General features: G+C 45.0%; 4 protein-coding genes and 1 other RNA gene. 2 read left to right on the forward strand and 3 right to left on the reverse strand.

Annotated elements, in window-relative coordinates; translation table 11 throughout:
* Positions 1-143 precede the first annotated feature (143 nt).
* The 3 genes from LN893_RS13310 to LN893_RS13320 form a co-directional block, all read right to left on the reverse strand.
* The gene (locus LN893_RS13310; RefSeq protein WP_229970826.1) at positions 144-1403 is read right to left on the reverse strand and encodes an exo-beta-N-acetylmuramidase NamZ family protein; all 1260 of its coding nucleotides are present in this window, start codon (positions 1401-1403) and stop codon (positions 144-146) included.
* A 399-nt stretch (positions 1404-1802) separates the two neighbouring features.
* Positions 1803-2172, reverse strand: a transfer-messenger RNA (tmRNA) gene (ssrA, locus tag LN893_RS13315).
* Between the two features lie 211 nt (positions 2173-2383).
* Positions 2384-2881 carry a hypothetical protein gene (locus LN893_RS13320; protein ID WP_229970827.1) on the reverse strand — a complete coding sequence of 166 codons (498 nt, stop codon included), beginning with the start codon at positions 2879-2881 and terminating at the stop codon, positions 2384-2386.
* Positions 2882-3475: 594 nt separating this feature from the next.
* Between LN893_RS13320 and LN893_RS13325 the strand changes: the two genes are divergently transcribed.
* Positions 3476-5377, forward strand: coding sequence for a DNA polymerase III subunit gamma/tau (locus LN893_RS13325; protein ID WP_229970829.1), 1902 nt, complete (start codon positions 3476-3478; stop codon positions 5375-5377).
* A 53-nt stretch (positions 5378-5430) separates the two neighbouring features.
* On the forward strand, positions 5431-8385 hold the full coding sequence (locus LN893_RS13330; protein WP_229970831.1) for a M16 family metallopeptidase: 2955 nt from the start codon (positions 5431-5433) through the stop codon (positions 8383-8385).
* The last annotated feature ends 360 nt before the right edge of the window (positions 8386-8745 follow it).

The raw sequence follows: 8745 nt of genomic DNA on the forward strand, positions 1-8745 counted from the left end.
AAAACATCTAACCACCACCTTACAAGCATAGCACCGCTTACTAACCTGGGGCACAAAACAACTTGATTCTCTAGTGCATACTAGCCTAACTTACCTGAGTTTAACATTGATAAAAGACCTACTCAAGAGACTTTAACATGCTCTCAAGGATATAAGAGATACTTTTTACGCATTTCCTTGTACTGGCTTAGCCCAGGCTCCCAACTTGCGCGTATGACCTCTTCCGAAACGCCAGCTATAATCTGCTCCTTCAACAACTTATTCCCTGCCAACTTGTTGAAGTCTCCCATTTGCTTGCTTTGCTTAAAATCGAAAAATTTCTCTTTGTGCGGGTAAGCCTGATACATCTCCATTAACCACCATAAATTCAGTTGCCTGTTTTTGCGGAATTTGCTGGTGTCATAGTTTCTCAGATCTAAGCCATAACATGCCTGATCCTGATGGAGCGGAGTTTCACTCATACCCTTGATTCCGACAGGAGTAAATGAAAAATCATATTTACCCTTTAAGTCTGGGTTACCTAACACGGTAAAAGGAAAGTAAGTCCCCCGCCCCTGGCTGACAATGGTGCCTTCGAACAAGCACAGGGTAGGATAAAGCAATATAGACTGCTGCGTATTTAGGTTTGGCGAAGGGCTAATGGGCAAAGTATAAGGCAGGTCGTGCGTGTAATTTTTTACTTTAACTATGCGTATGCTGCACGTAGCATTATTGGCTAACCAGCCCTCCCCGTTAATCATTTGAGCGTATTCACCTATCGTCATACCATGCGCGATGGGCACTGGATGTATTCCTATTCCAGACTTAAATTCCATGTCCAGTATGGGGCCATCTACAAGGTAGCCGTTCGGATTTGGCCTATCCAAGATCAAGAGCTCTACTCCATTCTCTGCGCATGCCTCCATCACTCGGTGCATCGTAATGGTGTAAGTATAAAACCTGGCTCCAACATCCTGAATATCAAAAATCATGATATCTACGTCAGATAAATGCTCTTTTGTAGGCTTATTGTTCTTACCGTACAAAGACACTACTTTTATACCTGTCTTCGGATCAACGCTATCATCCACATTTACACCTGCGCTAGCATCACCTCTAAAACCATGCTCAGGCCCGAAAACTTTTACAATGTTCACTCCTAGCGCTTTAAGGCTATCTACACTTGGTGTTTTGCCAATAATAGATGTAGGATTTACCACCATCCCTACTCGTTTGCCTTTCAGGTACGGCAAGTATACTGCAGTTTGATCGGCACCTGTTACTATTTCTTTAGTGTCTACAGGAACTGCAACTTTCTGCGGAACTGCAACTCCCAATGGCCGCTGCAACCTCTGACTACAGGAGCTGGCAAGAACGTAAAAAGCCAGTAAAAGCAGGAAACTCAGAAACCGAACATTCATCATAAACAGATCAGACTAAAATACCTTATTAAATAACAGTACCTCAACTATTTGAAGCATATTCTACCTCCTTTGACTTCCTTGATTTTCACGATTTAAAATATCATCAATTTACTCAGTACAACTAAAAATACTTAGCTCAGTAAAAATTTTAAAAATAAACGAAGCACTCACTCACCCTTTATTTTGAAGTAAATAAAAGCAAAGGAAAATTATTCAACAAACATTTATGCGTATATTTTTTTAAAACCAGCATAAATATGCAGATTAACCTAAAACAGCAGAATTGTTATTGCTTATACTGTAAGCATTCTTACAAATAGAATTGTTTGGCAGGCGGTAAAACAAAAAGCCCGCAATAGAGTCTATTACGGGCTTTTTGTTTTACTAATTGTACTTATAAAGTGGAGATGCAGGGATTCGAACCCTGGTCCAGACAAGGAAATTGTCGTGCCTTCTACATGCTTAGGTTTATTCGGATTGTCGGGAGTTTGCAAGTATAAGCCAAACTTATGCGCACTCCTTAGATGCTTAATTTCGCCTGTGCACCGCACCTTTACACAGACTAGTAAAACGGTTCGAAGCCTCTGATGTGCAAGCAGTTTCACGAAACCTGCACGAGACTATGGCAATTACTTAATACCTAGATTAAGCAGCCATGGCGTAATTAGATTCGCCGGTTGTTGTTTGAACGGATTTTTTACAGGTGGTACGTTCATCACCCGACATGCTTACACGCAACCTGCACAAGCTGTCAATTCCAGTCATCCCCATAAATAAAAGAACGTGTCTTTTGCAGAGTAAGACATACAAGAAGTATGCCAGTTAGCAAAGTTACTCTTTATCTGCCAAGTTTAACTCATATAGCCGTTTTTTTGTTCCAATAGCTAGCAAAAAGGCGCGTTTGCAGGCAAAATATGACATAATTTCTCTAACCTGTTGCCACCGTAGCCTAAAGGCCTTGCTTCGCAGCATATCACCTGTCAGTCTCCTGAACCTATTTTACTTTTTACCCAACTAAAGGCGCTTGAGGCTTTGTCGGCGTATGAATTAACACCATCTACCACGTCCCCTACATGATGTTTGTCCCATAGTTCTCCCAGAATAGATCCTTTAGGTCGCTTCATATTCAGCAACTTGGTATCTTCTTTATGTTCAGCATCTTTAAACCCCCTAACCTCTGTCAGCACATAGCTTTGCTTGTTCAGCAACACATAAAACTGATGAACCTGCCCAGGCCTTACATCATAAGAAACAGAATCTGAATCGGTGTAGAACGTAAACTTCTCCTTCGCATCTATTACCTGTACGTGTAAGACATTCGGGTTTGCCTCAGGTTTTATAGTCCAGTTTCCGTTTATTTTAACACCTCCTACTCTAAAACTCACTTTGTTCGTCTTGGCCTGCAACAAAGGCATTCCATTGTGCTTGCTTTGCCCATAAGTTGGCACCACTACTACAAACCCTATTAGTAACAGCACAAGGCATAACATTTTAGGAAAGAGGAAAAAGCGTATCATGCAGTTCACCAAAGATAGAAAAAGTAAATATTGACAAGCTTTTTGAAAACTTGCTTAACATTCAAAATAACATCAAAGCCATTTATACCACCCTAACTACCTAACTTGATGGCATAACATAGTAGCAATTTAATACAAACTAGGAAACATCACTGGTATAACAGCAAAAAATGTTTCTGGCGCTGAGAATTTTTGCTAGTGCAGATTCAACCACCCCTACCCCTCCTTGTTTAATATAAGGAGAGCTTTACTTACTGCCGCTCTTCCTTTAGGTATAGCAGCAGCGATATGCACAGAGATAGCTCTAATTAGCAAAACAGCTTTCAATTTGAGTCATAGTTTTATGATGCTTCCCACAGTTTATTCAACTATAGCATAGAGCAAAAAAAGAAAGTAATAACAGACTCCCTCCCATACAAGGAGAGGCAAAAGGGAGGAGGCAAAAACTCAACTCCTAAACTTTCTAAATCAAAAACTCTTTAACCCTCTAACTTTTTAACTTTCTAACTCCCTTCTCTCTCCCATCTCAGGTGCAGATTGATTATCTTTGTACTAATGGAAAATTTTGTAGTATCAGCGCGTAAATACCGTCCGACCACGTTCGACAGCGTGGTGGGGCAGCACCATATAACCAATACCCTTAAAAACGCAATCAGCAGCCAGCATCTGGCGCAGGCGTTCCTTTTCTGCGGTCCGAGGGGTGTGGGTAAAACTACCTGTGCCCGCATCTTGGCCAAAACAATCAATTGCCAAAACATCACACCCGAGATAGAAGCCTGCAACGAGTGTGAATCGTGCCGTAGCTTTAACAGCAACAGTTCGTTTAACATCCATGAACTCGATGCCGCCTCTAATAACTCTGTAGAGGATATCCGTAATCTGGTGGAGCAGGTGCGTTATGCGCCACAAACGGGCAAGTATAAAATCTATATTATAGATGAGGTGCACATGCTTTCGAACCAGGCCTTCAACGCTTTCCTGAAAACGCTGGAGGAACCGCCTTCCTATGCCATTTTTATACTTGCCACGACGGAGCGGCATAAGATCATCCCTACCATACTTTCCCGTTGCCAGATTTTCGATTTTAACCGCATCAGAATAGAGGACATGGTGCGCCACCTCGGAGGCATCGCTCAAAAAGAAAGTATACAGGCCGAGCCCGATGCACTGCACCTGATCTCTCAGAAAGCAGACGGTGCCTTGCGCGATGCCCTGTCTATTTTCGACCAGATGGTGACTTTCTCAGGCAGCAACGTAACCTACAAAGCTACTGTCGAGAACCTGCACATCCTGGATTATGACTATTATTTCAGGCTGACAGACCACTTGCTGGCCCAGAACCTGGCTGGCTCGCTGCTTTTGTTTGATGAGATTCTGAAGAACGGTTTTGATGCTCACAATTTCTTGGTGGGTATAGGCGAGCATTTCCGTAGCCTGCTGGTGTGTAAAGACCCTCAGACAGTGCAATTGCTGGAGGTATCGGATAACATCAAAGCCAAGTATGCCGAGCAAGCGCAGAAGTCGAGTGTAAGCTTTCTGCTCTCAGGCCTGAACCTGGTGAGCACTTGCGACATGCACTATAAGAGCAGCAAAAACCAGCGCCTCCACGTGGAACTATGCCTGATGAAGATGGCCCACCTGAACGCGGCCCTGAGTTTTGCACAAGACGGCGTTGAGTTAAAAAAAGCTAAGGTAGGCGCTACGGCACCAGCTTCTACCGCAACTACAGGTGCCCCCCCAGTACCGTCGGCTGCCATGCAACCGAACGGTGTGCCATCGCAGCAGCTGCAACAGTCTGCCACAGGCACAGTGCCTTCTGAGAGTTTGCAACAACATTCGCCTGGCGCTGTTCCTTCGCAAGGGTTGCAGCAGCCACCGAAGCCGCAGCAGGTAACACCTGATGCACACATAGCTCCTCCGCAGGCACAGGCAGCGCCTGCTCCTGCCCCAGAAAGAACCAGACCAGGTATACCGCTGCCTCCCCAGAAAAAGCTGAGCAAAATACCCAGCCTGAAAGACTTGGGTAACAAGCAGGCAGCTGTAGCAGAAGTTGCCGTGGCAGAAGAGGCTGAAGAAGAACACTACGGCACGATAACTCCTGTTGACCAGGCAAGGTTGAAAACGGTTTGGCATAGCATTCTGCGCCGTAAGCGGGAAGAAAATATGATGGAGTACACGCTCCTGAACCGCCAGTACCACATCAGCGAGGACAATGAGATTGTGCTGCACCTGGAGAACCACGTGATGATGGACCAGTTCACGAGCTTGCGTCCTGCTATACTGGGTGAGTTAAAAAAAGAACTCGGTAACAGAAGCATAAAATTAAGAGCAGAAGTGGTAGAAATGCAGGACGAGCGTAAGCTATATACTTCGCAGGACAAGTTTAACTATCTGGCAGAGAAATATCCTGTGCTCGTCGATTTAAAGCAGCGTTTTGGACTCGATACTGATTTTTAATCAGTTATAATATTATATTTGAATAGTGCTAACCTTGACTATTTAACAATTCTATGACTTCAAGAAGAACATCTTCTCTGTTGTTGCTTGCGCTGGGCCTTTCCTTTACGCAATGTAAAAACGAAACATATCAGTCGCAGGCTACAACCCAGGCTACTGCTACCGAAAAAGAATACAAATACGAAACTGTACCAAACGACCCGCTGAATGCCCGCATCTATACCTTAGATAACGGTCTGAAAGTATACCTGACGGATTACGAGGATGCGCCGCGTGTACAAACGTATATTGCGGTTCGTGCAGGCAGCAAAAACGATCCTGCCGATGCCACAGGTTTGGCACACTACCTGGAGCACATGGTATTTAAAGGCACTACCGAACTAGGCACGCAAAACTGGGAAAAAGAGAAAGTAGAGCTGGACAAGATTGAGGCGCTATACGAAAAGCACCGTAGTACCACAGATCCAGCTGCCCGCAAGCAGATCTACCACCAAATAGACAGCATTTCGGGTGTGGCTGCTACTTATGCCATTGCCAACGAGTACGACAAGATTTTAGGCGGCATCGGAGCAAAAGGCACTAACGCTTATACATCGGTAGAGCAGACGGTTTATACCAACGACATTCCTTCAAACCAATTGGAGCGTTGGGTGGAACTGGAGGCCGATCGTTTTTCTGAAATGGTGCCACGCCTGTTCCACACGGAACTGGAGGCAGTATACGAAGAGAAAAACCGCTCCCTCGACAACGACGGCTGGAAAGTGATGGAGACGCTAAACGCAGCACTTTTCCCGACACATCAGTACGGTACACAAACCACCATCGGTACCATAGAGCACCTAAAAAATCCTTCTATCATAGAGATAAAGAAGTATTTTGATAAATACTATGTACCGAACAACATGGCCATCGCCCTAAGTGGTGACATTGATTTTGACCAGGCGATACGAGCCATAGACAAGCATTTCGGAAAGCTGGAGAAGAAACCTGTACCTACGTTTAACGTGGCGCAGGAGAAGCCTATTGCGCAGCCCGTTATAAAAGAGGTGTCTGGCCCAAGTGCTGAAAGTATAGCCATTGGTTACCGCTTCCCTGGCATGAGTTCGCGTGATGCGCTGGTGCTAAGCATGATCAGCAGTATTCTGTACAATGGCCAGGCTGGTTTAATAGACCTGAACCTGAACCAGCAACAGAAGGTGTTGCAGGCTTACGGTTACGACAATCAGATGAAGGATTACTCTGTTTTCCGTCTTGGTGGTTCTCCGCGGCAGGGCCAGAGCCTGGATGAAGTGAAAAGCCTGCTGATGTCTCAGGTAGAGCTCGTGAAGCAAGGTAAATTTGAAGACTGGCTGATTCCTGCTATCATTAACGACAACAAGATATCGCTGATGCAGTCTTACGAAAGCAACAACAACCGCGCTGATGCCTTTGTAACCGCTTTTATTTACGGCATGGACTGGAAAGACTATGTAAACAGACCAGAGGAGTTTGCCAAGATTACGAAGCAGGATGTAATGGAGGTGGCTAACAAGTACCTGAACGATAACTACGTGCTGGTGTACAAGCGAAACAACAAAAACGCAGTAGCCGAAAAGGTAGAAAAGCCAAGCATAACGCCTGTGCCTGTAAACCGTGATGCGCAGTCAGAGTACTATAAAAACATTTTGGCTAAAGAGGCGCCTGCTTTAGAGCCAGTTTTTGTAGACTATGAAAAAGATATCAAAAAAGCATCGCTAAAGAACAATATCCCGCTGCTGTACACGCAGAACAAAGAGAATGGCCTTTTCCAGCTGTACTACATCCTGGACATGGGCACGAACAACGACCAAAAGCTGGGTATGGCGGTGAACTACCTGCGCTACCTGGGCAACGACAAGTACAGCGCAGAGGATTTAAAGAAGGAGTTCTATAAACTCGGTACCTCTTTTAACGTGTCTACTTCTGGCGACCAGGTGTATGTAACGTTGTCTGGCCTGGATGAGAACTTTGAGCAAGCATTGGCGCTGTTCGAGAACACGCTTCAGAACCCGAAACCAGACCAAGCTGCATTAGACAACATGGTAGCGGGTATGCTGAAAGCACGTAACGATGCTAAGCTGAACAAAAGCGTTATTCTGAATCAGGCACTGGTGAACTATGCCAAGTACGGACCTAAAAATCCGTTCACAACCAACCTATCTGAAAAGCAGCTGAAGGCTGTGAAGCCGCAGGAACTGGTAAGCATCATCAAAAGCATTCCTACTTACGAGCACCGCGTGCTATACTACGGTCCACGTGAAACAGACAGTCTGGTAGCTGCCCTGAACGCAGGCCATATCGTTCCTGCCAAACTTAAGCCAACGCCTGCCGAGAAAGAATATGCTGAGCTGGATATTAAGCAGCCAATGGTTTACTGGGTCGATTATAACATGGTGCAGGCAGAGTTGCTGTTCCTGAGCAAGTCTATACCTTATAATGCTGGTATGATTCCAACTATCAGAATGTATAACCAGTATTTTGGTTCTGGCATGGGGTCTATCGTATTCCAGGAGTTGCGCGAGTCTAAAGCTTTGGCATACTCTGCCTACTCTAGCTACAGCACGGCCGCTAAGAAAGACCGCTCCAACTATGTCATGTCGTACATCGGTACGCAGGCGGACAAGCTGCCAGAAGCCATGGCAGGTATGCAGGAACTGCTCAACAACATGCCGCTGGCCGAGCAGAACTACGAGATCGCGAAAGCCTCTTTGCGCAACAGCATTTCAACGGAGCGCATCACCAAATCCTCTATCCTGTTCGATTACGAGCGTGCCAAACGCTTGGGTATTAATTACGATATCCGCAAAGACGTGTACGAAAGCGTCAACAGCCTGACATTCGATCAGATGCAGCAGTTCCAGCAGCAGTACATTAAAGAGCAGCCACAAGCCATACTTGTCATCGGTTCTAAAGACAGATTGAACTTTAAGGAACTGGAGAAATACGGGAAAGTGAAGCAGCTAAAGCTGGAGGAGATTTTTGGGTACTAATTTAGATTATAGATACTAGACTTTAGATCTTAGATCAAAACAACAAGAGCAGCCAAAATTGGTTGCTCTTGTTGTTTCTATAGTTCTTGTACAAAGATTTATATCTTGTGCTATAATGGTAAAAGCTTTCCCCTCTCTGTCATTCCGCAGGAATCTTGGTTGAAGGGAGGTTAAGCACCAGCCACTGGCATGGAAGCCTAAGTTCGCATAGCTGCCTGAGATACTGCTGTCGAACAGGATTGTTTTATAGTTTAAGTCTCTGTTCTTTTTGTCTTGATACAAAAAGAACCAAAAAAATCAAGACGCTCCAAATCGAGGGCCCCTGCCCCCAATGCCGTCAACTTAAGGATTTACAGTACT

The sequence above is a fragment of the Pontibacter harenae genome (assembly GCF_020907245.1).
Classification (GTDB): Bacteria; Bacteroidota; Bacteroidia; order Cytophagales; family Hymenobacteraceae; genus Pontibacter; species Pontibacter harenae.

Bases quoted from the DNA above. Each gene is read 5' to 3' on its own strand.
- LN893_RS13330 (WP_229970831.1), top strand. From the start codon at position 5,431: ATGACTTCAAGAAGAACATCTTCTCTGTTGTTGCTTGCGCTGGGCCTT.
- LN893_RS13310 (WP_229970826.1), bottom strand. From the start codon at position 1,403: ATGATGAATGTTCGGTTTCTGAGTTTCCTGCTTTTACTGGCTTTTTAC.
- LN893_RS13325 (WP_229970829.1), top strand. From the start codon at position 3,476: ATGGAAAATTTTGTAGTATCAGCGCGTAAATACCGTCCGACCACGTTC.